This window comes from Lysobacter antibioticus (assembly GCF_000731095.1).
In the GTDB taxonomy this organism is placed as follows: Bacteria; Pseudomonadota; Gammaproteobacteria; order Xanthomonadales; family Xanthomonadaceae; genus Lysobacter; species Lysobacter antibioticus_B.
Window position 1 is genome coordinate 13,993 of record NZ_JMTZ01000013.1, and the last position, 22,865, is coordinate 36,857.

At 67.9% G+C, this 22,865-nt stretch carries 24 protein-coding genes and 2 pseudogenes; 20 read left to right on the forward strand and 6 right to left on the reverse strand.

The genetic code is table 11. From position 1 onward, the window contains the following. Positions 1–315: 315 nt before the first annotated feature. Together murA and EX88_RS0105130 are read right to left on the reverse strand one after the other, a co-directional pair. On the reverse strand, positions 316–1,569 hold the full coding sequence (gene murA, locus EX88_RS0105125) for a UDP-N-acetylglucosamine 1-carboxyvinyltransferase (protein WP_031370931.1): 1,254 nt from the start codon (positions 1,567–1,569) through the stop codon (positions 316–318). Positions 1,570–1,713: 144 nt separating this feature from the next. Further along, on the reverse strand, positions 1,714–1,950 hold the full coding sequence (locus EX88_RS0105130) for a BolA family protein (RefSeq protein ID WP_031370932.1): 237 nt from the start codon (positions 1,948–1,950) through the stop codon (positions 1,714–1,716). Between the two features lie 249 nt (positions 1,951–2,199). Here EX88_RS0105130 and EX88_RS0105135 point away from each other — a divergent pair, with 249 nt between their 5' ends. The 18 genes from EX88_RS0105135 (at position 2,200) to EX88_RS0105220 (ending at position 17,508) form a co-directional block, all read left to right on the forward strand. Further along, complete coding sequence (locus tag EX88_RS0105135) at positions 2,200–3,225, forward strand: KpsF/GutQ family sugar-phosphate isomerase (RefSeq protein WP_051884534.1); 1,026 nt, start codon at positions 2,200–2,202, stop codon at positions 3,223–3,225. Between the two features lie 109 nt (positions 3,226–3,334). Then, a complete protein-coding gene (locus EX88_RS0105140) occupies positions 3,335–3,883 on the forward strand; it encodes a KdsC family phosphatase (protein WP_031370934.1) in 549 nt (182 codons plus the stop codon). Then, positions 3,880–4,446, forward strand: coding sequence for an LPS export ABC transporter periplasmic protein LptC (gene lptC / locus EX88_RS0105145; protein ID WP_031370935.1), 567 nt, complete (start codon positions 3,880–3,882; stop codon positions 4,444–4,446). The genes EX88_RS0105140 and lptC overlap by 4 nt, the downstream gene beginning before the upstream one ends. Next, positions 4,427–4,954 carry a lipopolysaccharide transport periplasmic protein LptA gene (gene lptA, locus EX88_RS0105150; protein WP_031370936.1) on the forward strand — a complete coding sequence of 176 codons (528 nt, stop codon included), beginning with the start codon at positions 4,427–4,429 and terminating at the stop codon, positions 4,952–4,954. The genes lptC and lptA overlap by 20 nt, the downstream gene beginning before the upstream one ends. Further along, a complete protein-coding gene (gene lptB, locus EX88_RS0105155) occupies positions 4,954–5,673 on the forward strand; it encodes an LPS export ABC transporter ATP-binding protein (RefSeq protein WP_031370937.1) in 720 nt (239 codons plus the stop codon). Before lptA ends, lptB begins: the two co-directional genes overlap by 1 nt. Positions 5,674–5,755: 82 nt before the next feature. Continuing rightward, positions 5,756–7,165: an RNA polymerase factor sigma-54 gene (locus EX88_RS0105160; RefSeq protein WP_036148117.1), complete on the forward strand. Its 1,410-nt coding sequence runs from the start codon at positions 5,756–5,758 to the stop codon at positions 7,163–7,165. Positions 7,166–7,396: 231 nt separating this feature from the next. Beyond that, on the forward strand, positions 7,397–7,726 hold the full coding sequence (gene hpf, locus EX88_RS0105165; RefSeq protein WP_031370939.1) for a ribosome hibernation-promoting factor, HPF/YfiA family: 330 nt from the start codon (positions 7,397–7,399) through the stop codon (positions 7,724–7,726). Positions 7,727–7,768: 42 nt separating this feature from the next. Next, entirely contained in the window at positions 7,769–8,233 is a 465-nt protein-coding gene (locus tag EX88_RS0105170) for a PTS sugar transporter subunit IIA (protein WP_031370940.1), read from the forward strand. A 194-nt stretch (positions 8,234–8,427) separates the two neighbouring features. Next, positions 8,428–9,378: an HPr(Ser) kinase/phosphatase gene (gene hprK, locus EX88_RS0105175; RefSeq protein ID WP_031370941.1), complete on the forward strand. Its 951-nt coding sequence runs from the start codon at positions 8,428–8,430 to the stop codon at positions 9,376–9,378. Further along, on the forward strand, positions 9,375–10,286 hold the full coding sequence (gene rapZ, locus EX88_RS0105180) for an RNase adapter RapZ (protein WP_223619895.1): 912 nt from the start codon (positions 9,375–9,377) through the stop codon (positions 10,284–10,286). Before hprK ends, rapZ begins: the two co-directional genes overlap by 4 nt. A 416-nt stretch (positions 10,287–10,702) precedes the next feature. Further along, positions 10,703–11,059 carry a hypothetical protein gene (locus tag EX88_RS24335; protein ID WP_051884537.1) on the forward strand — a complete coding sequence of 119 codons (357 nt, stop codon included), beginning with the start codon at positions 10,703–10,705 and terminating at the stop codon, positions 11,057–11,059. A gap of 66 nt (positions 11,060–11,125) precedes the next feature. After that, positions 11,126–11,464, forward strand: coding sequence for a hypothetical protein (locus EX88_RS0105190; protein ID WP_031370944.1), 339 nt, complete (start codon positions 11,126–11,128; stop codon positions 11,462–11,464). A 272-nt stretch (positions 11,465–11,736) separates the two neighbouring features. Continuing rightward, on the forward strand, positions 11,737–12,129 hold the full coding sequence (locus EX88_RS0105195) for a PTS sugar transporter subunit IIA (protein ID WP_031370945.1): 393 nt from the start codon (positions 11,737–11,739) through the stop codon (positions 12,127–12,129). A 53-nt stretch (positions 12,130–12,182) separates the two neighbouring features. Further along, the gene (locus EX88_RS0105200; RefSeq protein ID WP_031370946.1) at positions 12,183–12,452 is read left to right on the forward strand and encodes an HPr family phosphocarrier protein; all 270 of its coding nucleotides are present in this window, start codon (positions 12,183–12,185) and stop codon (positions 12,450–12,452) included. 13 nt (positions 12,453–12,465) lie between these two features. Beyond that, complete coding sequence (gene ptsP / locus EX88_RS0105205; protein ID WP_031370947.1) at positions 12,466–14,175, forward strand: phosphoenolpyruvate--protein phosphotransferase; 1,710 nt, start codon at positions 12,466–12,468, stop codon at positions 14,173–14,175. 161 nt (positions 14,176–14,336) lie between these two features. After that, positions 14,337–15,698 carry a magnesium transporter gene (gene mgtE / locus EX88_RS0105210; protein ID WP_031370948.1) on the forward strand — a complete coding sequence of 454 codons (1,362 nt, stop codon included), beginning with the start codon at positions 14,337–14,339 and terminating at the stop codon, positions 15,696–15,698. A 193-nt stretch (positions 15,699–15,891) separates the two neighbouring features. Beyond that, complete coding sequence (locus tag EX88_RS0105215; protein ID WP_031370949.1) at positions 15,892–16,584, forward strand: hypothetical protein; 693 nt, start codon at positions 15,892–15,894, stop codon at positions 16,582–16,584. Positions 16,585–16,782: 198 nt separating this feature from the next. Next, the gene (locus tag EX88_RS0105220) at positions 16,783–17,508 is read left to right on the forward strand and encodes a prolyl oligopeptidase family serine peptidase (RefSeq protein ID WP_051884538.1); all 726 of its coding nucleotides are present in this window, start codon (positions 16,783–16,785) and stop codon (positions 17,506–17,508) included. 271 nt (positions 17,509–17,779) lie between these two features. On the opposite strand, the pseudogene EX88_RS0105225 reads toward EX88_RS0105220, so the two are convergent. The 4 genes and pseudogenes from EX88_RS0105225 to EX88_RS0105240 form a co-directional block, all read right to left on the reverse strand. Next, a pseudogene (locus EX88_RS0105225) lies at positions 17,780–17,989 on the reverse strand (alkylphosphonate utilization protein); the annotation flags it as partial. A gap of 50 nt (positions 17,990–18,039) precedes the next feature. Beyond that, complete coding sequence (locus tag EX88_RS0105230; RefSeq protein WP_031370952.1) at positions 18,040–18,975, reverse strand: aspartate carbamoyltransferase catalytic subunit; 936 nt, start codon at positions 18,973–18,975, stop codon at positions 18,040–18,042. After that, entirely contained in the window at positions 18,972–19,457 is a 486-nt protein-coding gene (ruvX, locus tag EX88_RS0105235) for a Holliday junction resolvase RuvX (protein ID WP_223619889.1), read from the reverse strand. The genes EX88_RS0105230 and ruvX overlap by 4 nt, the downstream gene beginning before the upstream one ends. 5 nt (positions 19,458–19,462) lie before the next feature. Then, positions 19,463–20,029, reverse strand: coding sequence for a YqgE/AlgH family protein (locus EX88_RS0105240; protein WP_031370954.1), 567 nt, complete (start codon positions 20,027–20,029; stop codon positions 19,463–19,465). Positions 20,030–20,232: 203 nt separating this feature from the next. On the opposite strand from EX88_RS0105240, the pseudogene EX88_RS0105245 reads away from it, so the two are divergent. Together EX88_RS0105245 and EX88_RS0105250 are read left to right on the forward strand one after the other, a co-directional pair. Beyond that, positions 20,233–20,796: pseudogene (locus EX88_RS0105245) on the forward strand (DNA-3-methyladenine glycosylase I); the annotation flags it as partial. Between the two features lie 228 nt (positions 20,797–21,024). Then, on the forward strand, positions 21,025–22,821 hold the full coding sequence (locus EX88_RS0105250; RefSeq protein ID WP_051884540.1) for a DUF4153 domain-containing protein: 1,797 nt from the start codon (positions 21,025–21,027) through the stop codon (positions 22,819–22,821). Positions 22,822–22,865: the final 44 nt, after the last annotated feature.

Here is a 22,865-nt window from a genome sequence, read left to right on the forward strand (position 1 = left end):
CAAGGCGCAGCCCCCTTTGCAAAGGGGGCGAACTATCGTGGCTGGATCGCGAGAGTTTCGTTGGCGCAGACGCTTCAAGGCGCATCGTCGCAGCAAAGAACCGCCGAACCCCGCGCGCGGTTACCCCCCCTTTGAAAAAGGGTGGCTAGGGGGGATTTGCTTTGGGCTCTGCGGCGACAGGCATTCGCCAGCCCCAAAACCGCCTCCGCATCCGATGCATGCGAGTCCACTTCATCACGATGCGAAGCGCCGCCCCTCCTCTCAAAGGGGCGACTCTCGAGGGCACTGGCTATCGCAAGTGCAATACGCTCGTCGTCAAACCCGGCGGATCTTCGCGCCCAGCTTGGACAGCTTGGCTTCGATGTTTTCGTAGCCGCGGTCGAGGTGGTAGATGCGGTCGATCGTGGTTTCGCCCTGCGCCACCAGGCCGGCCAGGATCAGCGACGCGGACGCGCGCAGGTCGGTCGCCATCACCGGCGCGCCGCTGAGCTTGGGCACGCCGCGGATCACCGCGGTGTGGCCGTCGACACGGATGTCGGCGCCCAGGCGCAGCAGTTCGTTGACGTGCATGAAGCGGTTTTCGAAGATCGTCTCGTTGATCACGCCCACGCCTTCGGCCACGCAGTTGAGCGCCATGAATTGCGCCTGCATGTCGGTCGGGAACGCCGGGTACGGCGCGGTCACCATGTCGATGGCGCGGGCGCGGCGGCCGCCCATGTCGAGGGTGATGCGGTCGCCGTCGACTTCGATCTGGGCGCCGGCATCGCGCAACTTGTCGAGCACCGAGTCGAGCGTGTCGGCACGGCTGTGGGTGACGGTGACGCGGCCGCCGGTCATCGCCGCGGCGACCAGGAAGGTGCCGGTCTCGATGCGGTCGGGCAGCACGTCGTGGCTGCCGCCGTGCAATTTTTCCACGCCGTGAACGACGATCCGGCCGCTGCCGGCGTTCTCGACGCGCGCGCCCAGGGCGTTGAGGCAGTCGGCCAGGTCGACGATCTCGGGCTCCATCGCGGCGTTTTCGAGCACGCTGGTGCCCTCGGCCAGCACCGCGGCCATCAGCACGTTCTCGGTGCCGGTGACGGTGACCACGTCGAAGACGAAACGCGCGCCCTTCAGACGGCCCTTGCGCTGCGCCTTGATGTAGCCGTTCTCGACGGTGATCTCGGCGCCGAGCGCCTGCAGGCCCTTGATGTGCTGGTCGACCGGGCGCGAACCGATCGCGCAACCGCCCGGCAGCGAGACTTCGGCTTCGCCGTACTTGGCCAGCAGCGGGCCGAGCACCAGCACCGAGGCGCGCATGGTCTTGACCAGCTCGTACGGCGCGACATGGCTGTTGACCGTGGTCGGGTCGACGGTGATCGTCGCGCCTTCGCTGCGCACGCCGGCACCGAGCTCGCCGAGCAGCTTGGCGGTGGTCAGCACGTCGTGCAGTTGCGGCACGTTGCGGATCGTCACCGGCGCATCGGCCAGCAAGGTCGCGCACAGGATCGGCAACACGGCGTTCTTGGCGCCGGAAATCTGGACTTCGCCATTGAGCGGCTGCCCGCCTTCGACCACGATTTTTTGCATTTAGGGAGCCGGGTATAGGAAATGAAGAATCAGCAATGGTAAGAGCAGACGGCCGGGGACGGGTGAGGTCTCGGTGAAGTGCCGCCTTGGGCAGGTCGCAGGGTCGGCGCGGGCCCGCTGGCGAGCGCTCGCCGCGCCGCCGCTTCAGCGATTGCCGGCCTCTTCGGGGGTGAGGGTCTTCAGCGCCAGGGCGTGGATCTCGCCGCCCATGCGCTCGCCCAGGGTCGAATAGACCAGGCGGTGGCGCGCCAGCGGCAGCTTGCCGCGGAACGCCTCGGCGATCACGGTGGCCTCGAAGTGGACGCCGTCGTCGCCGCTCACTTGCGCTTGTGCGCCGGGCAGGCCTTGTTCGATCAGGGAGCGGATGGTTTCGGCGTTCACTACTCGAGCCTCTGGGGGATGCGGCCCGCCGTGCGGGCCAAGGGATGAAGCGGCAATGCGGACGACGCAGACGCGCTGCGTGCGCCGGAAGCCGGCTGAATGCGGGGTGGCCGCCGCCCGGGACGGATCCTTGCCTGGCAGGATCTGCCGCACGGGACGGCGCTGGGCGGACGAACCGCTTAGAATTGACGGATTAGCCTAGCGGAAAGCCCTCCGGTCCGAAATGGCGACCTTCGAAACGGCCACTCTATGACCAGCACCGCACGCCCCGCCCTCGATCCCGCCTTCCTGCAATCGCCCGCGGCCCAGGCCGGCCTGGCCCAGAGCGGCCGCCGCGTGTTCGAGATCGAGGCCCAGGCGCTGGCGGCGGTCGCAGCCCGGATCGACGGCGATTTCACCGCCGCCTGCAAGCTGGTCCTGGCCGCGCGCGGCCGGGTCGTCTGCACCGGCATGGGCAAGTCCGGCCATATCGCCCGCAAGATCGCCGCGACCCTGGCCTCGACCGGCACCCCGGCCTTCTACGTCCACCCGGGCGAAGCCGGCCACGGCGACCTGGGCATGATCACCGACGCCGACGTGGTCCTGGCCCTGTCCTACTCGGGCGAAAGCGACGAAGTGCTGATGCTGCTGCCGGTGCTCAAGCGCCAGGGCAACCGCCTGATCGCGATGACCGGCCGGCCGCAGTCCACCCTGGCGCGCGAAGCCGACGTGCACCTCGACGTCAGCGTGCCGGCCGAAGCCTGCCCGCTCGACCTGGCGCCGACCTCCAGCACCACCGCCTCGCTGGCGATGGGCGACGCGCTCGCGGTCGCACTGCTCGAGGCGCGCGGCTTCACCGCCGACGACTTCGCCCGCTCGCACCCGGCCGGCGCGCTCGGCCGGCGCCTGCTGCTGCACATCACCGACATCATGCATGCCGGCGAGGAAGTGCCGCGGGTTCACGCCGATGCCAGCATCAGCGAGGCTCTGGTCGAGATGAGCCACAAGCGCCTGGGCATGACCGCCATCGTCGACGACGCCGGCTGCCTGATCGGTCTGTACACCGACGGCGACTTGCGCCGCACCCTCGACGACGCCGGCGTGGACCTGCGTTCGACCCGCATCGCCGAGGTCATGACGCGCTCGCCCAAGACCATCGGCGCCGACGCGCTCGCGGTCGAGGCGGCGCAGCTCATGGAAACCCACAAGATCAGCGGCCTGCTGGTCGTGGACACTGAACGCCGCGTGGTCGGCGCTCTCAATATTCACGACTTGTTGCGTGCGAGAGTGGTTTAACGGCCGGGAATGGAGAATCGAGAATAGGGAATCGCAAAGCGGTTCCTCGCGATTCCCACCCCATTCGGTGCAGACGATTCCCTATTCCCCATTCTCGATTCCCGATCCCGTGCCCTACAGCCACCTCAACGATTACCCCGCTGAAATCCGCGAACGCGCCGCCCGCATCCGGCTGGCCTGCTTCGACGTCGACGGCACGCTGACCGACGGCCGACTGACCTACGACAGCGAGGGGCGCGAGCTCAAGAGCTTCCACGTCCAGGACGGCCAGGGTCTGTCGCTGCTCGGCAAGTTCGGCATCGCCGTGCATTTCGTCACCGCCCGCGGCGGCGTCATCGCCGCCCAGCGCGCGGCCGAGCTCGGCGCCACCGCCCACGGCGACGTCGCCGACAAGCTCGCCTGCGTGCAGCAGATCGCCGCCGGCCTGGGGCTGTCGCTGGACCAGGTCGCTTTCATGGGCGACGACCTTGCCGACCTCAAGATCCTGCCCCACGTCGGCCTGTCGGTCGCCCCGGGCAATGCTCACCCCTGGGTGCGCGAGCGCGTGCACTGGCGCACCGTGGCGCGCGGCGGCGAAGGCGCGGCGCGCGAACTGTGCGATCTGCTGCTCGGCGCGCAAGGCCATGCCGAGCGCGTGCTGACCGGTGCGCTCGGATGAGCTGGCGCGGCATGCTGACCCTGATCCTGATGGCCGCCGCGGCATTGAGCGGCTGGGCGCTGTGGTCGCAACGCGACAAGAACGGCGGCGACGGCCGCGCCGAGGCGCGCCCGGACTACGTGCTCAACCAGTTCGAGGCGGTCGTGCTCAACAAGGAGGGCAAGGAATCGTTCACCTTGCGCGCCCCCAAGCTGACCCGCGACCCGAACGAAAAAACCCTGGACGTCACCACCCCGCTGTTCCTGATTCCGCCGAAGGCCGGCGGCAACGGCGGGCCGTGGGAAGTGCGCTCGCAGCGCGGCTGGGTCAGCGCCGAGGGCGACGAAGTACGCCTGCGCGGCCAGGTCAAGGCCGACAGCACCAATGCCGACGGCAAGCCGATCAATATCTCGACCGAGGAACTGAACGTGTTCCCCGACACGAACAAGGCCACGTCGGCCGTTCCGGTCAGGTTGATTCAGCCCGGCACTATAATGACGGGCTCGGGACTGCAGGCCGATCTCGAAACCAAGAACGTCACCATCCCCAACGTCAAGGTCCGCTATGAAGCGAAAGCCCGCTAACTGGCCGGCGCTGTGCCTGGTCGCCCTTCTGCTGGCGCCGGCGGCCGCGCTCGCGCGCTCTTCGGACCGCAACCAGCCCATGGATGCCGGCGCCGACAGCAGCAATTGCTCGGTCAGCACCGATTCGGGCCCTTGCGTGCTCACCGGCAACGTCAAGATCACCCAAGGCACCTTGATCATCAATGCCGCCAAGGCCGACATCAAGCGCGCCGGCGGCGACATCAGCTTCGTCACCCTGACCGGCTCGCAGGCGACGCTGAAGCAGGAACTCGATGACGGCGCTCCGTTCAACGGCCGCGCCAACAAGATCGAGTACGACATGCCGAAGGACACCATCGTCCTGACCGGCAACGCCTACGTCGACAAGAACGGCGACACCATCAAGAGCGAACGCATCGTCTACAACTCCAAGACCGGCCAGGTCGAGAGCGGTGGCACCGGCGGCCGCGTCAACATTCGCATGCTGCCCAAGAGCAAGACCGCCGCGCCGGCCAAGGGAGGCGGCTGATGCTGGTCGCACAAGGCCTGCGCAAGGCCTACCGTTCGCGCGAGGTCGTGCGCGACTTCGGCCTGACCCTCGATGCGGGCGAAGTGGTCGGCCTGCTCGGCCCCAACGGCGCCGGCAAGACCACCTGCTTCTACATGATCGTCGGCCTGGTCCCGGCCGATGCCGGCCAGATCGTCCTCGACGGCAAGGACATCACCTCCGAGCCGATGTACGCCCGCGCCAAGTACGGCGTCGGCTACCTGCCGCAGGAACCCTCGGTGTTCCGCAAGCTCAGCGTCGCCGACAACCTGCGCCTGGTGCTGGAACTGCGCGACGACCTCGACCGCGCCGGCATCGAGCGCGAGCTGGCCAGCCTGATGGACGAACTGCAGGTGACCCATGTCGCCGAGCAGCTCGGCGCCAGCCTGTCCGGCGGCGAGCGCCGCCGGGTCGAGATCGCCCGTGCCCTGGCCGCCCGCCCGCGCCTGATGCTGCTGGACGAACCCTTCGCCGGCGTCGACCCCATTTCGGTCGGCGAGATCCAGCGAATCGTGCGCCATCTCAAGAATCGCGGCATCGGAGTGTTGATCACGGACCATAACGTCCGTGAAACCTTGGGCATTTGCGACCGGGCGTATATCCTGAACGACGGTGGCGTGCTCGCGCAGGGGGCTCCGGACGCGCTGCTGGCCAATCCCGATGTCCGCCGTGTCTATCTGGGTGAGCAGTTCCGTCTGTAACCTAGCGGTTGCCGGGCGCGGACGGCGCCCACGACGCGCGGCCCGGGCCGACAGCCATCTCAGGTCGCGTTAGCAATCGATGATGAAGCCCCGCCTCCAAGCCTCGCTCGGACAACAGTTGGTGATGACGCCGCAATTGCGGCAGGCGATTCGCCTGCTGCAGCTGTCGGCTGTCGAACTGGAAGCCGAACTGGCCACCGCGATCGAGAGCAATCCGCTGCTCGACTGGACCGACCCGTCCGCGGTCAACGAAGACGAACCGCGCCCGCCGCCGAGCACCGAGGAAGGCGCCGAAGCGCCGACCGCCGAACCCGAATGGACCATGGACGACGGCGAGACCTGGTACGAGCGGGTCGGGCCCTCCGATCACGGCGATGAAGACTCGCCCGCGGCCGAACAGGTCGCCGAGGCCGAGACCCTGCACGACCATCTGCTGTGGCAACTGCACCTCAGCCCGCTGTCGCAGCGCGACCGCAGCATCGGCGTGGCCCTGATCGAGGCGATCGACGACGACGGCTACCTGCGCGAAAGCCTGGCCGCGATCGTCGAATCGCTGGCGATGGGCGTCAGCGAGGAAGAAGTCGCGACCGTGCTGCACCAGGTGCAGCGCTTCGACCCGGTCGGCTCCGGCGCTCGCTCGCTCAGCGAGTGTCTGAGCCTGCAGCTCAACACCTTGTCCGACGACACCCCGGGCAAGGCCCTGGCCCTGGTGATCGCCGGCGAACCGCTGGAACGCCTGCCGAGGATCGGCGCGGCCGGCCTGGCCAGCGAACTCAAGCGCGACATCGCCGAGGTCGAGACCGCGGTGCAGTTGCTGCGCTCGCTCGACCCGCGCCCCGGCGCGCAGATGGGCGCGATCTCCACCGACACCTATGTCACCCCCGACGTGGTGATCTGGCGCCAGAACGGCCTGTGGCGCGTGGCCCTGTCGGAAGCGATGCGTCCGCGCATCTCGATCCATCGCGGCTACGAAAGCATGATCCGCCACGCCAACGCCTCCGACGCCAGCTATCTGCGCGGCCATCTGCAGGAAGCGCGCTGGCTGCTCAAGAGCCTGGAAGCGCGCGGCGACACCTTGCTCAAGGTCGCGCGCTGCCTGCTCAAGCAACAGGCCGGTTTCCTCGAATTCGGCGACAGCGCGCTGCGCCCGCTGACCCTGCGCGAGGTCGCCACCGAAGTCGGCCTGCACGAATCCACGGTCTCGCGCGCGATCGCCCGCAAGTACGCGCGCACCCCGCGCGGGACCATGCCGCTGCGCGCTTTCTTCGCCTCCGGCATCGACACCGGCTCCGGCGGCGAGGCCTCCAGCACCGCGATCCAGGCCATGATCCGGCGCCTGATCGAGGCCGAGAACCCGCGCAAACCCCTGTCCGACGCGCGCCTGGCCGAAACCCTCAAGGCCACCGGCGTGCCGGTCGCGCGCCGCACCGTGGCCAAGTACCGCGAGGCGATGAGCATCCCCTCGTCGCAAGAGCGCGTGCGCATGGCCTGAGGCCGCCAAATCCCGCAAAGCCGCGGGATTTCGGCCTCTATTCCCCATCGAATCAGTGACTTAACATTGGCCTACGACCATTGTTGCGGTCTTGCCACTTGCACCCAGAGCTGAGCGTGAGATGCTGGAATCCCTGGCCCCGGCCAGGGCGTCAATCAGGCCCCGAAGCCGTCGACGACCGACGGTCCGGAGCCCAGTCTGCATTCTCCCGCGACGTGAAGGAGGTCTCCGATGCGTATCGAAACCCACGGCCAGCAACTGGAAGTCACTGCAGCCCTGCGTGACTATGTGGAAACCAAGCTGGCCCGTCTGCAACGCCATTTCGACCAACCCTTCGACGTGCGTACCCAGCTCAGTCTCGACAAGCCCGACCATCGCGCCGAGGCCACCGTTCTCATCGCAGGCCGTACCCTGCACTGCGACGCCGCCGCCATCGACATGTACGCCGCCATCGATCTGCTCGCCGACAAGCTCGACCGCCTGCTGATGAAGCACAAGAGTAAGCAAGTCGACCATCACCGTGGCGAAAGCCTCGCACGCAATGGCGAATTCGTAGGCTGAACCCGCTCCCCGGGACCCGGTCATCGATCCAGACACGCTGTCATGCCGCTTTATGAATTACTGAGTGCGGAACGGGTCGCGATCGTGGTCGAGCCCGGCGATCGCAATACCGTGCTCGATGTCGCCGCACGCATGCTCTGCGACGGCAATGCCTCCACTGCGTTCGCCCTGCGCGCAAGCCTGGGCGAACGCGAACGCCTCGCCAGCACCGCCATCGGCCACGGCGTCGCCATTCCGCACGCGCGCACGCCCTTGTTCGAAAACAGCCGCGGCGCCTTTCTCAGATTGGCCCAGCCGATCGATTTCGGCGCCATCGACGGGCGCCCGGTCGACCTGGTCCTGGCCATGGCCATTCCCGAGCACCACGTCCAGCAACATCTGCAGTTGCTGGCGGAACTGGCCGAACGCTTCGCCGATAGCGGCTTTCTCGAGCGATTGCGCACGGCACCGAACGTCGCCGAGCTGAGCTATCGCCTGCTCGATCACGTTCGCCGCAGCGCGGCCTGAGCCGTGCCGTTCTGGGCTGCGGCGATTCGAGGCGTACGCATCTGAGACGCACTGATCCCAGCCCCGCTCGTTCCCCGAGCCGCTGAGCCGGTCTATCGGCTCGCCCGCCCCACTTGCTTCACACCGCGCCGCGGACGCGAGCGGGTCCGCGCCGATGCGGACACTGCCATCGCTTTGCTCGTAAACTTCCGCCCATGAGCAAGAGCATCCGTGCAGGCGAACTGTTCGAACAGCAGCGCGAGCGCCTCGCCCTGCGCTGGGTGGCCGGCCAACGCGGCGACGGCCGCCTGGTCGAAGCGGTCAACACGGTCGCGCGGCGCCCGTCGCTGGCCGGCTATCTCAATGCGATCTATCCGAACAAGGTGCAGATCCTCGGCACCGAAGAGCTGACCTGGCTCGACGGCCTGGACTCGCGGCTGCGCTGGGAAACGATCGAGAAGATCATTCAGTTCCGGCCCCTGGCCCTGGTCATCAGCAAGGACCAGCCCTGCCCCGAAGACCTGCGCATCGCCGCCGAGGAAACCGACACCCCGTTGTGGGTCTCGCCGCGCCGTGGCCACGAGTTGCTCAATCACCTGCAATACCATCTGGCGCGCGCGCTGGCGCCGCAGATCACCCTGCACGGGGTATTCATGGAGATCTATTCGATCGGTGTGCTGATCACCGGCGAATCGGGATCGGGCAAGAGCGAACTGGCGCTGGAACTGGTGACGCGCGGCCATCGCCTGGTCGCCGACGACGCGCCGGAATTCACCCAGATCGCGCCCGACGTGCTCGACGGCACCTGCCCCGACATGCTCCAGGACCTGCTCGAAGTGCGCGGCCTGGGCGTGCTCAACATCCGCCAGATGTTCGGCGACACCGCGGTCAAGAACAACAAATACCTGCGCCTGATCGTGCACCTGACCAAACCGATGAGCGAACCGCTGCCGGCCGGCATGGAGCGCCTGACCGGCGACACCGGCATCCGCCGCGTACTCGATCTCGACGTGCCGATGATCACCCTGCCGGTCATGCCCGGCCGCAACCTCGCCGTGCTCACCGAAGCGGCGACGCGGCTGCACAGCCTGCGCATGAAAGGCCTCGACCCGGCCGCGGCCTTCATCGCCCGGCACAGCAACTTCCTGGAGCGCGGCGAATCGTGAGCAACTCCCCCTTCGACACTGCCTCGGCCGCCGAGAGCAACGCTTTCACCCTGGTCATCGTCAGCGGCATGTCCGGCTCGGGCAAGTCGGTGGCGCTGAACACCTTCGAAGATCTGGGTTTCTACTGCGTCGACAACCTGCCGGCGGAACTGCTGCCGCAGTTCGTGCAGAACGTGATCAAGGCCGAGGAAGGCATGCCGACCAAGCTCGCGGTCGGCATCGACGTGCGCAATCGCCACAGCGACCTGGCCAATATTCCCGAATGGCTGTCGGCCGTCGGCGCGCTCGGCGCCGACCCCAGGCTGGTGTTCTTCGAATCCAGCGACGGCGTGCTGCTCAAGCGTTACGCCGATACCCGCCGCCGCCATCCGCTGAGCCAGTTCGGCCTGGCCCTGGCCGATGCGATCTCGCTCGAGCGTCAGGTGCTCAAACCCCTGCGCCAGATCGCCGATGCGATCGTCGACACCAGCGAGCTCAACGTTCATCAGCTGCGCCGCCACGTCATCACCGAATTCGCGATGGGCGGCGACGCCGGCATGTCGCTGCTGTTCGAGTCCTTCGCCTATCGTCGCGGCGTGCCGGCCGACGCCGACTTCGTCTTCGATGCGCGCGGCCTGCCGAACCCGCACTGGAACCCGGCGCTGCGGCCCTTGTCGGGCCGCGACGGCGGCGTGCGCGATTACCTGGAAGCGCAGGCCGACGTGAACCTCTACGTCGAGCAGATCAGCCAGTTCCTCGACACCTGGCTGCCGCGCCTGCAAGCCGACAGCACGCGCAGCTACGCGACCATCGCCTTCGGCTGCACCGGCGGGCGCCATCGCTCGGTGTACCTGGCCGAACGCATGGCCGAACACGCCCGCACCCGCGGCTGGAACGAAGTCGCCGTGCACCATCGCGAGCTCGACTGAGCCGCGCGCCGCAGCTCATCCAGACCTCGAACGCAGCCCTCTTCTTGAGCGTGTTAGCGCAACCCTCCTCCCCCTTTGCAAAGGGGGCTAGGGGGATTTGCTCTTAAGCACCGTCAAGCCGCGCGTGCAGAGCAAATCCCCCGCGCCAGTCGCTTTCCACAGACTTCGTACCACGCAGGGCGCCGCCCCCTTCTGCAAAGGGGGCGAACTGACGCATGCGCCTTGCAGAGGGGAGGCGAACGCAGTTCCCCCTTTGCGGCGATATGAACGCGCTCTGAGCCTCGCCCGCGACCGGCTTGGCGTCCTTACAAATTTTTCCCATTGCCGTGTCGCGACGCTTGCAAGCCTCGCCTTAGTTTCGGGCTGTGCCGGGAGCTGAGCGCTCCGGTGCGTCTGAATCCCCACGGAGCCACGACATGAAAGCCATGATCCGCCGCCTCGCGCCGATGCTGCTTGCGGTCGGCGCGCTCGCCTTGCCGCCGGCCGCGATGGCGCAAGCGCAATCCGCACCGCCGGGCGATGCGATGCAGCGCACCGAGCCGCCGGTCAACGATCAACGCGGCCAGGCACCGATACCGCCACCGGCCGACACCACCGTACCGGCGAGCTTCGCGGACCTCGACCGCAACGGCGACAACAAGATCAGCCGCGACGAAGCCGCGCTCGATGCGCGCCTCGCCGCGAACTTCGCCACGCACGATCACGACGGCGACGGCGCCTTGTCGCTGGCCGAATACCAGGCCGGCGATGGCAAGCGCGGCGGCGACAAATGACGCCGCCGCGTCCGCTGCCGATCACGCCCGCTCCTGACCGCCAAGGATCACCCGCCAAGGATCATCATGAATATCTTTACCACTCGCGCTCACCCGCGTGCCCTGGCCGCGGTCTTGAGCGCCCTGTTCGCCGCCGGCCTGCTCGGCGGTTGCAACAAGCCCGAGCCGGCGCCGATGGAATCGAGCGGGCCGGCCCCGGCCACGACCGATCCGGGGCCGACGCCGCCCGCGAACGACCCGGCACCGGCAACCGCCATGCCGCCGGGGGACCTCCCGCCGGCGAACCTGCCGCCGCCGACCGACACCCCCAGCGACACCCCGCCGGTGCAGAACCCGCAACCGACACCGACCGACCCGACCGGGCCGCCACCGCCGTCCGAGGACCGCGCACCGTCGATGCGGTGACGCGGCACCATCCGCAGCGCAGCGGGCCGTCACAGCAAGGCCCGCCTGCGCCGTGATCCCGATCGGCCGCGGCGCCCATCGATCACGCTTCCATCGCGCCCGGGCACCCCGCTCGCGGCACCGCTCGCCCCGCATTCGCCGCGGGCGGACTCGAAGAATCAAACAGTTGCCCGCCGCGTTCCGGCCCTCGACCCGGAGCGCCCGTCGCCGTGCCCGCGGACCGCCGCATTCGGCGCTTCCGGCTTGTCACTCCGCTCTGTTAAGTTGGAGGCATGTCCGTCGGCGTCCTTCTCATCACCCATTCCGGTATCGGCAGCGCACTCGTCGCGGTCGCCAACCGCCTGCTCAACCCCTTGCCGCTGCGCACCGAAGCGCTGGAGGTCCCGTTCGACGCCGACCCCGACGCTCTGCTGCCGCTCGCGAGCGCGGCGCTGCGCCGCGTCGACGACGGCGACGGCGTGCTGGTGTTGACCGATCTCTACGGCGCCTCGCCGAGCAACCTCGCCGCGCGCGTGTCGCGGCTGGGCACGCCGGTGCGGCGCGTGTCGGCCTTGAACCTGCCGATGCTGCTGCGGGTGATGAACTACTCGGAGCTGGAACTGGACCAACTGCCGGCGATCGCCGCCGCCGGCGCCCGCAACGGTGTAATCCTGGATGACGCCTGACCGCATGACGCGACTCGCAACGACGCGTAAGACCATTGCCTGAGGACCCCGACATGATCGAACGCGACCTGACTGTTTCCAACCGACTCGGCCTGCACGCCCGCGCCACCGCCAAACTGGTGCAGGTGCTGTCGGCCTTCCGCAGCAACGCCACGCTGACCGCCAAGGGTCGCGAGGTCAACGCCAAGAGCATCATGGGCGTGATGCTGCTCGCCGCCGGACAAGGCACCCACGTCAAACTGCGCGTCGAGGGCGAGGACGAAACCAATGCCGCCGACGCGGTGATCGCCCTGTTCGACCGTCGTTTCGACGAAGACAGCTGAGCCGGAGGCGCGCATGAGGCAGGAATTCCAGGGGCATGGGGCATCGCGCGGCAGCGCGCTCGGCCGCGCCCGCGTCCGCCTGCCGCATGCGCTGGAAGTCGCCGAGGAACGCATCGGCCACGACCAGGTCGAAGCCGAGCTGGCCCGCCTGCACGTCGCCATCGATACCGTCCGCAACGAAATGCACACCCTGCGCGACCGCCTGCACGGCGCGCTCGCGCACGAGGTCGGCGAGTTCCTCGATCTGCACACCCTGCTGCTCGACGACCCGGAACTGCTGCACGGCCTCGACGAACTGATCCGCAGCGGCCACTACGCCGCCGACTATGCCCTGCGCCTGCAGCGCGACCGCATCGCCTCGGTGTTCGAGGCCATGGACGACGCCTATTTCCGCAGCCGCGTCGACGATATCGACCAGGTGATCGGGCGCATCCATGCGGCGCTGCATCGGCGCGACCACGATACCTCCGGGGTCGCGGGCGAGATTTTGGTCACCGACAACGTCGCCCCGGCCGAACTCGCGCAACTGCAGGCTCAGGGGGTGATGGCGATCGTCACCGCCGCCGGCAGCACCCTGTCGCACAGCGCCATCCTCGCCCGCAGCCTGCACCTGCCGCTGGTGGTCGGCACCGCCCAGGCGCTGCTGAAGATCAACGACGGCGACGCCCTGGTCGTCGACGGCGCCACCGGCACGGTGATCCTCGAACCCAATGCCGAGGACCTGCGCAGCCACCGCACCCGTACCCGCGAACTCGCCCGCGAACGCAAGCAGCTGCATCGCCTGCGCCGCGAGCCGACCCGCACCCTCGACGGCGTCGACATCAAGCTCTACGCCAACGCCGAATCGCGCGAGGACGTGGCCGAGGCGCATTCGCTCGGCGCCGCCGGCGTCGGCCTGTACCGCACCGAGTTCCTGTTCCTGCAGCGCAACGAACTGCCAGACGAAGACGAACAGTTCCGCGTCTATCGCGACGTCGTCCTCGGCATGACCGGACGCATGGTCACCATCCGCACCCTCGACCTCGGCGCCGACAAGGCCGACAAGACCGGCCTGGCCCTGCGCGACGAGCCCAATCCGGCGCTCGGCGTGCGCGGCGTGCGCCTGTCGCTGGCCCGCGACGGCCTGCTCGAAACCCAGTTGCGCGCGATCCTGCGCGCCTCCGGCTACGGCCCGGTGCGGATCCTGGTGCCGATGGTCAGCTCGGCCGAAGAGATGCGCCGCGTGCGCGAGCTGTTGAACCGCGTCGCCGCCGACCTGCGCCGGCAGGGGCAGGAGATCGCCGACGACGTGCCGCTCGGCGCCATGATCGAAGTACCGGCCGCGGCCATCGCACTGCCCGGCTACATCAACACCATCGACTTCCTGTCGATCGGCACCAACGACCTGGTCCAGTACCTGCTCGCGGTCGATCGCAACAACGAAGCGCTGAGCGAGCTCTACACGCCGCTGCATCCGGCGGTGCTGCGGGTGATCCGCGACGTGATCCGCCTGGCCCAGGCGCGCGGCAAGCCGGTCGCGGTGTGCGGCGAAATGGCCGGCGACGCCAACTTCGCGCCGCTGCTGCTGGCCCTGGGGCTGGAGGAATTCAGCCTGCATCCGGCGACCTTGCTGGAATTGCGCCGCGCGATCCGCTCGCTCGACCTGAGCGTGCTGCGCAAACGCGCACCGGCGCTGCTGCGGGCGCGCGACCGCGCCGGCATCGAGGCCTGGCTACGCGGCTGATGCGCCGCCGCGTCGTTCATCTCCAGGCGCCGCAATCACGCCCTCTTCCGACGCAAGGCTGAAAGCTGGGCTTTGTAAGCTGCAGGGGCGATAATCGCCGCATGAACATCTGACCCTCGCCGGCTTCGTGGCCGCGTCCGTCACCCGCCAGGAAGTACCGTATGGCCGAAGCCGTCCGCCACGACAAAACCGCACGTCAGCTGCGCCTGCTCTCCGACGCGCTCGACAGCGGTCGTCTGGGGCCGGTGCGGCGCCTGGTCAACACCCTCTCCCCGGCCGAGATCGGCAACCTGCTCGAATCGCTGCCTCCGGGCAAGCGCGTGGTGGTGTGGGGCTTGGTCGACCCGGAAGACGACGGCGAGGTGCTGGTCCACGTCGGCGAGGAAGTGCGCGAAAGCCTGCTCGCGGACATGGACACCGACGAGATCGTCGCCGCGGTCGAAGACCTCGACATCGACGACTTGGCCGACCTGGTCGAAGACCTGCCCGACACCGTCATCGACGAAGTGCTCAAGTCGATGGACCGCGAGAACCGCGAGCGGCTCGAACAGGTCCTGTCGTATCCGGAAGACACCGCCGGCCGCCTGATGAACCCGGACGTGGTGACGGTGCGCGCCGACACCACCATCGACGTGGTGCTGCGCTACCTGCGCCTGCGCGGCGAACTGCCCGAACACACCGACCACCTCTACGTGGTCAGCCGGCGCCATCAGTACCTCGGCCGCATCGCCCTGGCCGCGCTGCTCACCCACGAGCCCGGCACCGCGATCAACAAGCTGATCGACGACGAACAGCCGGCGATCGACGTCGGCGAAACCGCCGCCGAAGTCGCGCGCCAATTCTCCGACCACGACTGGATCAGCGCCCCGGTCGTCGACGACAACAACATCCTGCTCGGCCGCATCACCATCGACGACGTCGTCGACATCATCCGCGAACAAGCCGAGCACCAGGCCTTGAGCGCGGCCGGCCTGGACGAGGACGAAGACTTGTTCAGCCCGGTCCGGCGCGCATTCCGGCGCCGACTGATCTGGCTGTCGATCAACCTGTGCACGGCCTTCTTGGCCGCCAGCGTGGTCGGCCAGTTCGAGGACAGCATCGCCAAGCTGGTCGCCCTGGCCGCGCTGATGCCGATCGTCGCCGGCATGGGCGGCAACGCCGGCACCCAGGTGCTCGCGCTGATGATCCGCGGCCTCGCCCTCGGCCAAATCGGCGCCTCCAACGTCGGCGTGCTGCTGCGCAAGGAATTGATGGTCGCGTTGATCAACGGCCTGGTGCTCGGCGTCGGCCTTGGCCTGATCGTGTTGGCCTGGTTCCGCCAGCCCGGCCTGTCGCTGGTGATCGGCGCCGCGCTGACCATCAACCTGCTGACCGCCGCCGCGGGCGGCGTGTTGGTGCCGATCACGCTCAAGCGGCTCGGTTTCGACCCGGCCCTCGCCGGCGGCGTGATGCTGACCACCCTCACCGACGTGATGGGCTTCCTGAGCTTCCTCGGCTTGGCGACGCTGATCTTGATTCATTGATCTTGATTCATTGATCCTGATTCATTGATCTTGATTCATTGATCTTGATTCATTGATCTTGATTCATTGATCTTGATTCATTGATCCTGATCCATTGATCGCGCCGCACTGAGCCATCGGGCGCGAGCGGCGACCGCTCGTACCCGGACGAGCGGCCTCGGCGGCGCCGCAACGGCCGACTAAGATCGCCGGCATGTTGCAGGAAGCAGACATCGAACAGGCCGTGGACCTGCAGGCACGCAGCTACGCGCTGCTGAAGTGGATGGCCGAAGGAATCCGGCGCGGCTTCATCGGCTTCGACGCCGCCCATGCCTATGCCCACGATGCACAAGCCGCCGCGGCCTGGATCGAACGCCACTACGCCGACCTGCCGCCGCCGGCGCGCCCGCCGCGCGAACACCTCGCCGCGTTCTGCCGGTTATTCACGACCTATCTCGACGGCGGCCAGCGCCTGGTCCGCGATCCGGGCCAGCGCCTGTACTCGCCGGATGCGCATTGCTTCTGCGAGATGTGCAGCTGGTACATCCACAACGCCTCGCTGAAAGCACGCACGATCTCCAGCGGCGACCGCCGTCGCGCCAACCGTCAGATGCGCCACAGCCTCGACGAGCTGGCGCTGAAGCACGATCGCCTGCTCGAAGACCGCGATGTCGATGTCCTGATGCGTGATGCGGCATTCCGCGAAGCCTTGGCGCTGTATGCCTACACCGAGACCCTGCTGCGCCGCCTGCGCGGCGGCGGCGCCGAGATCGGCGTGCCGCTGGCGCTGTGGCGGCGCTTCGCCTGGACCGAGCAAGGCGCGCCGAAGCGCAAGTTCCGCCTCAGCGTGGCGGCGGTCCTCGATGCATCGGCCTTGCTGCGGCAGCGCCTGGCCGCGCCGGGCTGAAAGTCCCTAATGCGAAGCCGTCGCTGCGCCGCGCTTGAATCGCGTCCGGGCGCGATCGATGATGCGGGCAACCCGCTACGGAGAACGTCGATGCCGCATGGCCGTCCGCTTCGTCTTGCAACCGCCTTGCTGATAGTCGGCTCGCTCGTTCTCGCTGCCGCTTGCACGCCCTCCGCCACCCGACCCGACGCCGCCCCCATGTCCGACACCCGAGCGCACGGCCATTTCGTTTCGCGCCAACTCGAACGCGACGGCATCGTCCACCGTTATCAGGTGTTCCTGCCATCGCGCCGCGCCGGCGGCGAACGGCCGGCCTTGATCATGTTCCTGCACGGCTCGGGCGAGCGCGGCGACGACAACCGCAAGCAAGTCGAGGTCGGGCTCGGGCCGGTGGTCCGTTCGCGCCTCGACGAGTTCCCCGCGATCGTCGTGTTCCCGCAGATGCATACGGACCAAGCCGACCTCGAACGCTTCGGCGACACGGCCTTCGCGATTCTCGATGCGGTGCAGGCCGAGTTCGACGGCGACCCGCAGCGGGTGTTGCTGACCGGTTTGTCGCTCGGCGGTTATGCCAGCTTCGAGCTGGCCCTGATGCAACCCGAGCGCTTTGCCGCGGTGGTGCCGATCTGCGGCGGCTTCGACCCGCCGGAAGCGCAGTTCGTCGCCCGCCGCAAAGCGCTCGGCGGCGTGTCCAGCCACGACGAAGCCGCGCAGAAATTGCGCGGCATTCCGTTCTGGGTCTTCCATGGCGCGAAGGACGACGTGGTGTCGGTGGAAAATTCGCGCCAGATGGTGGCCGCTCTGAAGCGCGCCGGTGCCGAGGTGCGCTATACGGAATTCCCGGAAGCGAAGCACAACAGCTGGGATCCGGCCTATGCGACCGCGGCGCTGTGGCCTTGGTTGTTCGCGCAACGCAGGCCTTGATGGATTCGCATCGTTCGCTGGAGGAAAACAAATCCCCCTCAATCCCCCTTTTGCAAAGGGGGAGGCCTAACGATGGGTGTTGAGTGATGCAGCGAGCTGGTGAGCGGCACCGCTAACGGCGGCCTGCCTGGACATGCACTAAGCAAGGTTGTGCCAGCCGCATAGCGACTAGCCGCCAAGACGACCTTCCCCCTTTGGAAAAGGGGGACCGAGGGGGATTTGCTCTCCCCTTACGCCCGGCGCAACAACCAGCCGCCGCACAACCAGCGAATCAAGCCTTCTTCAAGAACTCGGTCTTCAGCACGAGTCCCTTGACCTTGTCGACGTTGCACTCGATCTCGCCTTCCTCGTCGGTCAGGCGGATGTTCTTGCACAGGGTGCCGCGCTTGAGGGTCACCGAGGTGCCCTTCACTTTCAGGTCCTTGATGAGCAGCACCGAGTCGCCGTCGGCAAGCGGGGTGCCATTGCTGTCTTTCACGATCATGTCGATATCCGGTAAACGGCCGCGCCACGACGGCGCGGCGAAAAACATCAACCCTTGAGCAGGGCCTCGAGCACCGCCATGCGCACGGCGACGCCATTGGCGACCTGGGTCAGGATCAGCGATTGCGGGCCGTCGGCGACCTCGTCGGTGATCTCGACGCCGCGATTCATCGGCCCCGGATGCATCACCACCGCATCGGCCGCGGCGCGCTTCAGGCGCGCCGCGCTCAAACCGTAGTCGCGGTGGTAGTCCTGCAAGGAACTGACCAGGCCTTCTTCCATGCGCTCGCGTTGCAGGCGCAGCATCATCACCGCGTCGACGCCGTCGAGGGCGGCATCGAAGTCCTGGGTCACGGTACAACCGTCGAGGGTCCCGTCATCGGGCAACAGCGAGGCCGGGCCGCAGACGCGGATCTCGCCGGTGCCGAGCGTACGCAGGGCCTGCAAGTCCGAGCGCGCGACGCGCGAATGCTTGACGTCGCCGATCATCGCCACGCGCAGGCCCGAGAAGTCGCGGCCCTTGGCCTGGCGCAGGCTGAGCATGTCGAGCAGCCCCTGGGTCGGGTGCGCGCTGCGGCCGTCGCCGGCGTTGATCAGGCAGGTGCCTTCGCGCGCCTGCCCGGCCAGCGCGGCGACCGCGCCGTCTTCGCGATGGCGGACGATGAAACCGCGCACGCCCATCGCTTCGATGTTCTTGAGGGTGTCGAGCGCGGTTTCGCCCTTGCTGGTCGACGAGGTCGAGGCGTCGAAATTCAACACGTGCGCGCCCAGTTGCTGGGCGGCGAGCTGGAAACTCAAGCGGGTGCGCGTGGAGGGTTCGAAGAACAAGGTGCAGACCGCGATGCCGTCGAGCGCGCGGCGATCGTAATGGCCCTCGGCGAAGGCCTGGGCGCGGATCAGCAGGGCTTCGAGCGTCTCGCGCGAGGCATCGGCCAGGCTCAGCAGATGGCGCGAGCAGGCGACGGTGGAAACAGGGGCGTTCATATGTGCGGAAGCTCGTCGATATCGGTTGCGTCGTCGGGTGAAGCCAGCCAGCGTTCGACGATCACCGCCGCGGCCACCGCATCCAGCGCCTCGGCATCGCGGCGGCGCTTGCGGCCTTCGGCGCGGTCGGCGGCGAAACGGTGCGCGGCCTCGATCGAGCTGGAACGCTCGTCGACCAGCACCACCGGAAGTTTGTAGCGCACCCGCAGTTGCCGGGCGAACTCGATCGCGCGCACGCGCGCCGGCTGGTCGTTGCCTTCCAGCGTCATAGGGTCGCCGACGATGAAACCGTCGGGGCGCCATTCCTTGTGCAGACGATCGATGGTGCCCCAGTCGGGACCGGTGCCATGCACGTCGATGACCGCCAACGCACGGGCGCCGTGGCCGAAGGCGCTGCCGACGGCGACGCCGATGCGGCGCGAACCCACGTCGAACCCAAGTACAGTGCCGTCGCGGCGGATGCTGACGGGCTTGCTCGCCACCGAACTCATGCGTGACCGGCGTAGTCGGCCAGGTGGGCGAAATCGACGCCGATGCGCCCCGCCGCCGCCTGCCAGCGCACATCGAGCGGCAGCTCGAACAGCAGTTCGGCGTCGGCCGGCGCGGTCAGCCAGTCGTTCTCGGTGATCTCGTGCTCGAGCTGGCCCGAACCCCAGCCGGCGCAGCCCAACGCGACGATGGCGTTGTCCGGGCCTTCGCCCTTGGCCATCGCTTCGAGGATGTCGCGCGAGGTGGTCAGGAACAGGTCGTTGCCGATCACCAGGGTCGAGTCCCAGCGGGTGCCGCCGTCGTGCAGCACGAAGCCGCGTTCGGGATGGACCGGGCCGCCGGCCAGCACGACCTGCGAACGCAACGACTCGTCGCCGCCGTCCACGCCCATCTGCCCGAACACTTCGCCGAGCGTGTATTCGGAGGGGCGGTTCACCACGATGCCCATCGCACCGTCGTCGTCGTGCTGGCAGATCAGCGCCACGCTGCGGGAGAAATTGGTATCGGCCAGCGCGGACAGCGCGATCAGGACCTGATTGGCGAGGGGTGTGGGCATCACGGACATGGCCCCATTCTAACCGCCCCGGCGCGAATTCGGACCCGGAAACGCACGGTCCGCGGCCACCCCCGAGGGCCTGCGTCCCGAATCCAAGACATGTGCCGGCCCGCATCCCGGCATGCATCCGACCATACGGTCCGCGGCCCCCTGCCGCTGGATTCCCCCGAGCCCCGGCACCACAATCGGGATCCGCGTCCCACGAGGTTCCCATGTCGGGCTATTGCGACATCGCACCGGGCCACCCGGTCCACGGCCACTACCACGATCACGAATACGGCTATGCGCGGCGCGACGAAGCCGAGCTGTTCGAGCGCCTGATCCTGGAGATCAACCAGGCCGGCCTGAGCTGGGAAACCATCCTGCGCAAGCGCGACGGCTTCCGCCGCGCCTACGGCGGTTTCGACGTCGACACCGTCGCCGGCTACGGCGAGAACGAGCGCCTGCGCCTGCTCGACGACGCCGGCATCATCCGCAACCGGCTCAAGGTCGACGCCGCGATCCATAACGCCCAGGTCGTTCAGGGTCTGCGCGCGAGCCACGGCGGCTTCGCCCAGTGGCTCGACGCCCATCTGCTGCTGGACGGCCGGCCGCGCGACAAGGCCGCGTGGATCAAGCTGTTCAAGCAGACCTTTCGTTTCACCGGCGGCGAGATCACCAACGAATTCCTGATGAGCCTGGGCTACCTGCCCGGGGCCCATCGCGAAGATTGCCCGGCCTATCGACGCATCGAGCAGCAAGGGCCCTACTGGCAGCAAGCGCAGGCGCAGGCCAGCGCGCCGCCGGCTGGGCCCAAGGCGGCGCCCAAGCCGGCCGCGAAAAAAACGGCGGCAAAAAAGGCCGTCACGAAAAAAACGGCCGCGAAGAAGACCGCAAGCAAAGCGCCGGCGCGCAAACCACGCCAGACCCGCTGAACCGAACGTCATGGATGGCAGCGCCGTACCCGCCTTAGCAGGCCGGCTGGCACCGCCACAACGACCCAGGCCATCGATCAAGGACAGAACATGAGCACGGCCCCCGCACTGCCCCGCTCCACCCGCGGCTTCATCGTCGCCATCGCCCTGCTGCAAGGTCTGTTGCTGTACCTGGCGCGCAGCGGCCACGTCCTCGATGGCCATAGCGCGCAGATCTGCTGGTACGCCCTGGTGCTGTCGGTGCCGAGCGCGATGATCCTGTCGGTGCAGGAGTTGCGCGACCGCCGCTTCTGGCAGCAGAGCCTTGGTCTGGCCGCGATCTACGCCGTGCTGGCCGCGTGGGCCGGCTGGAGCGTCACCGGTGCGCCGCAGATCAAGGCCGGCGCGGTGCTGTGGCCGTTCGGTGCGAGCGTGGCGATCGCCTTGTTCATCGCCCTGCCCTACCTGCAATGCCGGATCGCGCATCGGCGCTGGAGCGCGCCCTACCCGGACCTGTTCGAGTACGGCTGGCAGAACGCCTTGACCCTGATCCTGACCGGCGTCTTCGTCGGCATCAGCTGGGGCGTGCTGGCCCTGTGCGCGGTGTTGTTCGAGCTGATCGGCATCAAGTTCTTCGGCGACCTGTTCTCGGACCCGCGTTTCGCCTATCTGGCCACCGGCACCATGGTCGGCCTGGGCATCCTGGTCGGGCGCACCCAGCAGCGGCCGGTGCAGGTCGCGCGCCAGATACTGTTCGCGATCTTCAAGGGCCTGTTGCCGCTGCTGTCGCTGATCGCGGTGCTGTTCGTCGTCAGCCTGCCGTTCACCGGTCTCGACGCGCTGTGGCGCACCCGCTCGGCGACGTTGATCCTGATGTGCCTGATCGCCCTGCTGGTGCTGTTCGTCAACGCGGTCTACCAGGACGGCGAAGGCGAACCGCCCTACCCGGCGTGGCTGCGGCGCATCGTCGAGGCCGCCCTGCTGAGCTTGCCGATCTACGCCGCACTAGGCCTGTACGCGCTGGGCCTGCGCATCGCCCAGCACGGCTGGACCGGCGACCGTTTCTGGGCCCTGGTCGCTTCCTTGCTGCTGAGCGCTTATGCCTTCGGCTACGCCTGGGCCGCGCTGCGGCCGCGCCAAGGCTGGTTGCGCCCGCTGATGCGGGTCAACGTCATCGTTTCATTGGTCGCGTTGGCATTCGCGATCGCCGCCAACTCCTGGCTGCTGGACCCGCACCGGCTCAGCGTCGGCGACCAACTCGCGCGCCTGCACGACGACCGCATCGCCGCGGAAGATTTCGACCTCAGGCACCTGCGCTTCTATAGCGGCCGCCGCGGCTACGAAGCCTTGCTGGCCCTGCGCAGGGATCCCAAGTTCGCCACCGCTGCCGAGAAAGCCGAACTCGAACGCGTCATCAAACTCGACACCCCCTGGGATTACCTGGCCAACCGCTCCGACAAGTCGCCGAACACACTCGCTGCGGTGCGCGAACACATCAAACCCGCACCCGGCGCCGACACACCGGACCCGGCCTGGCTGCAGATCGTGCTCGACGGAAAGCTGTTCACGCCCGATTGCCTCAGCGAACACGCCGAATGTCTGCTGTTCACGCCCGACCTCGACCGCGACGGCCGCAACGACTACCTGCTGTGCAACACCAACCGATACGGCGCCAGCTGTTTCGTCTACGCCTTCGAGAACGGAGCCTGGATCAAGATCGGCAGCAGCTATCTCGGCGACCGCTTCGAAGCGATCCAACCGGCCCTGCGCAAAGGCGACGTCCGCCCGGTGCCCCGCCGTTGGGCTGATTATCAGTTCGGCGAGGGCGGCGAGGTGATTCGGCTGGAGCTTGAGCGGGTGGAGCGGGCGAAGGCGGCTGCGCCGGCCACGGCTACGAAACCTGAGTAGCCCAACTGCGCCTGATCGCCGCTCCCTTGTAGGAGCGGCGTCAG

Coding starts and splice junctions, on each gene's coding strand:
- EX88_RS0105160 (WP_036148117.1), top strand. CDS start 5,756: ATGAAGCCCCGCCTCCAAGCCTCGCTCGGACAACAGTTGGTGATGACG.
- hpf (WP_031370939.1), top strand. CDS start 7,397: ATGCGTATCGAAACCCACGGCCAGCAACTGGAAGTCACTGCAGCCCTG.
- lptC (WP_031370935.1), top strand. CDS start 3,880: ATGAGCTGGCGCGGCATGCTGACCCTGATCCTGATGGCCGCCGCGGCA.
- hprK (WP_031370941.1), top strand. CDS start 8,428: ATGAGCAAGAGCATCCGTGCAGGCGAACTGTTCGAACAGCAGCGCGAG.
- lptA (WP_031370936.1), top strand. CDS start 4,427: ATGAAGCGAAAGCCCGCTAACTGGCCGGCGCTGTGCCTGGTCGCCCTT.
- EX88_RS0105215 (WP_031370949.1), top strand. CDS start 15,892: ATGTTGCAGGAAGCAGACATCGAACAGGCCGTGGACCTGCAGGCACGC.
- EX88_RS0105250 (WP_051884540.1), top strand. CDS start 21,025: ATGAGCACGGCCCCCGCACTGCCCCGCTCCACCCGCGGCTTCATCGTC.
- mgtE (WP_031370948.1), top strand. CDS start 14,337: ATGGCCGAAGCCGTCCGCCACGACAAAACCGCACGTCAGCTGCGCCTG.
- EX88_RS0105135 (WP_051884534.1), top strand. CDS start 2,200: ATGACCAGCACCGCACGCCCCGCCCTCGATCCCGCCTTCCTGCAATCG.
- EX88_RS0105200 (WP_031370946.1), top strand. CDS start 12,183: ATGATCGAACGCGACCTGACTGTTTCCAACCGACTCGGCCTGCACGCC.
- EX88_RS24335 (WP_051884537.1), top strand. CDS start 10,703: ATGAAAGCCATGATCCGCCGCCTCGCGCCGATGCTGCTTGCGGTCGGC.
- lptB (WP_031370937.1), top strand. CDS start 4,954: ATGCTGGTCGCACAAGGCCTGCGCAAGGCCTACCGTTCGCGCGAGGTC.
- murA (WP_031370931.1), bottom strand. CDS start 1,569: ATGCAAAAAATCGTGGTCGAAGGCGGGCAGCCGCTCAATGGCGAAGTC.
- EX88_RS0105230 (WP_031370952.1), bottom strand. CDS start 18,975: ATGAACGCCCCTGTTTCCACCGTCGCCTGCTCGCGCCATCTGCTGAGC.
- EX88_RS0105220 (WP_051884538.1), top strand. CDS start 16,783: ATGTCCGACACCCGAGCGCACGGCCATTTCGTTTCGCGCCAACTCGAA.
- EX88_RS0105190 (WP_031370944.1), top strand. CDS start 11,126: ATGAATATCTTTACCACTCGCGCTCACCCGCGTGCCCTGGCCGCGGTC.
- ptsP (WP_031370947.1), top strand. CDS start 12,466: ATGAGGCAGGAATTCCAGGGGCATGGGGCATCGCGCGGCAGCGCGCTC.
- EX88_RS0105170 (WP_031370940.1), top strand. CDS start 7,769: ATGCCGCTTTATGAATTACTGAGTGCGGAACGGGTCGCGATCGTGGTC.
- EX88_RS0105195 (WP_031370945.1), top strand. CDS start 11,737: ATGTCCGTCGGCGTCCTTCTCATCACCCATTCCGGTATCGGCAGCGCA.
- EX88_RS0105240 (WP_031370954.1), bottom strand. CDS start 20,029: ATGTCCGTGATGCCCACACCCCTCGCCAATCAGGTCCTGATCGCGCTG.